The sequence below is a fragment of the Lactobacillus selangorensis genome, from assembly GCF_001437205.1.
In the GTDB taxonomy this organism is placed as follows: Bacteria; Bacillota; Bacilli; order Lactobacillales; family Lactobacillaceae; genus Paralactobacillus; species Paralactobacillus selangorensis.
Map to the genome: position 1 here is coordinate 1 of NZ_JQAZ01000015.1, position 2,316 is coordinate 2,316.

Below are 2,316 nucleotides of genomic sequence, written 5' to 3' on the forward strand. Positions count from 1 at the left end.
AAAAGATTCTAAACACGTTCTTAAATGCAGTTGCCAATTATAACCGCAGCGACTTTTGTTGAACCTTAAATGCGATTGTAAAAGCTAATCTGTCCCGTCTACTCGTCTTCAGCCGGTTTATCAAAATCGGCTAGCACGTCCTGCATGGACACAGTTTGCTTGTCATCCTTAAGCCACGCTTGATAGGCCTGCTCAAGGGCGCGTGCGTCGTACTCATCTTCCAATTGATCCATGGAATATTGCTTGATCAAGTCCGATAGACTGATTCCATGAAAGATCGCCATTTGTTGGAGCCATTCCCTTTCGGCGTCACTCACGCGTACTGAAATTATCGCCATGATTAACCCCTCCTATATTTCGTGACAAGACGCGTTGCACTGATTATTATTTAGCATTAACGATAATTAAAAGATATTGAGCTGGATGGAAGCCGAATCGGACGCCCCTACCAATACAGGTTTACGCTAACTCGCCTTGTTTCCAGCGGTCTTCAGCTGGCTGCTTTTGAGCTTAAGAATAGCACGTTTGAATCCCGATCCATAATAAATTCCGCCATTTTGTGGTCAATGTTAGCACAAAGTGGCGGAATTTATTAGCTATACAACTGACAAAAAATCTGTCGGCTGATTGTTATTATCTATTTTCGGTTATGGTTAATGAACATATACGGTTAAAACGGTGATGAAGCCAAAGATAACCCCAGGGACATTCGAGATAATGACTGGCCAGTCTTTATACGTCTTGAACCAGCCATACCCCGTCCATAATATCCCGTTGATCATTGCGACAAGGGGTTGGAGCGGCGACACCGGATTACCAGTAAAATTATCAATGATTTGCGGAATATACGACACGTACATCGCAATACAAGTAAAGGTTGCTAACTTACTAATTAACTTCAGATATTTGACCCGCTTGGGATCGACAGCGTCCTTACCAGTCGGGTACTCACCATTATCAACTTTATATTTAATAACTAATCACCTTCCTGGTAGGTCATTATACTACACGACTTCAATCAGTCAAAAAAAAGCAACATCGATAACGCTTTCATACATCTTTTCATGATTCAGCCCCGCCCTAATCACACCAGGCTGTGAGCGTAAATTCAGATAAACCATCTAAATTGGCGTTGTTTCAGTCATCAATTAGTTTATTTTGTCCCTTAATTCCTTTAATTTGTCGATACCTTTTACTGAAAAAATTATATATCATACATACCAGTAATGTATAGATGACCTTAGTCGTGTGGCCGGACTTTACCGAAGCCGTTACGACTCAGCAAGACGATTGATAGCCACCTCGGAAGCACTAATTTATTACCGTTTATCGCCATTATCTGGTGCTTTCAATCGTTAGTCCACATGACCATGGTCGTCTTCGTCAGGTGACTCAGATTTGATCAAGGGAGGAACAGTATCATGAGAAAAAGACGGCAACGCCAAATCGCGAGTACGTTTGCCCTACTGATAGCCGCGCTCAGCTTGTCCGCATGTTCAAGCCAGCAATCTAGTGGCAAAGTCAGCTACAAACAGACCGCTGAAGCCAGTCTGGATAAAGGAATGGATAACCAACCAGAAGCGCCGTACTGGTTTCCTAATCAGCTGCTAAAGTGGCAATTCAGTAAGGACAAGCAGGCCAAATACAATGTTGCGACCGTACCACTGGCCAAGCGCATCGACAAGTGGCAGCTCCCGACCGTCAACAAAACCCAGGACCCTAAAATGAAAGTCGTCGCATTATCGATTATGAACGCGTCGACCAGTGGGAATGCGCCCCGCGGCATCAACACGTTTGACGCCAACGTCTTCTCAAATTGGCAATATATTGATCAACTCGTCTACTGGGGTGGCTCAGCGGGTGAAGGCTTGATCGTGCCACCCACGGCCGATGTCATTGATGCCGCTCATAAAAATGGTGTGCCCGTTCTTGGAACCGTTTTCTTTCCGCAGGTCGTTAGTGGCGGTAAGCTCAAATGGCTCAATGACTTCCTGAAGCAAGATAAGGACGGTCATTTTCCAATGGCTGATAAATTGGTAGCGGTCGCTAAAGCCTATGGGTTTGATGGCTGGTTCATCAATCAAGAAACCGACCCCGAAGTGAAGAGCTTTGACGCCGCCGCTAGTGGTAAGAACAATCAGTCCACGACGAAGAGCGGGCTAACCAAAAAGCACGCACAGCTCATGCAACAATTGATCAAGGAATACAAGCAAAAAGCCGGCAGCAAGTTGGACCTGATGTGGTACGATTCGATGACCAAGGACGGTAAGATGGATTGGCAAAATGCGCTCACTAAGAACGTGTTTAGAATCTTTT

At 44.9% G+C, this 2,316-nt stretch carries 3 protein-coding genes; 1 reads left to right on the forward strand and 2 read right to left on the reverse strand.

What is annotated here, in order from left to right; translation table 11 throughout:
- Positions 1-98: 98 nt before the first annotated feature.
- Together relB and IV40_RS10640 are read right to left on the reverse strand one after the other, a co-directional pair.
- Positions 99-338, reverse strand: a complete 240-nt coding sequence (gene relB, locus IV40_RS10395) for a type II toxin-antitoxin system RelB family antitoxin (RefSeq protein WP_057771276.1) — start codon at positions 336-338, stop codon at positions 99-101.
- A gap of 315 nt (positions 339-653) precedes the next feature.
- Positions 654-974: a SemiSWEET family transporter gene (locus tag IV40_RS10640; RefSeq protein ID WP_082230185.1), complete on the reverse strand. Its 321-nt coding sequence runs from the start codon at positions 972-974 to the stop codon at positions 654-656.
- Positions 975-1,421: 447 nt separating this feature from the next.
- Between IV40_RS10640 and IV40_RS10400 the strand changes: the two genes are divergently transcribed.
- The coding region (locus IV40_RS10400) for an endo-beta-N-acetylglucosaminidase (protein WP_420843268.1) at positions 1,422-2,316 on the forward strand (895 nt) is incomplete at its 3' end.

What these genes read in the sequence shown, in the direction of transcription:
- relB (WP_057771276.1), bottom strand. Translation starts at nt 338, where the DNA reads ATGGCGATAATTTCAGTACGCGTGAGTGACGCCGAAAGGGAATGGCTC.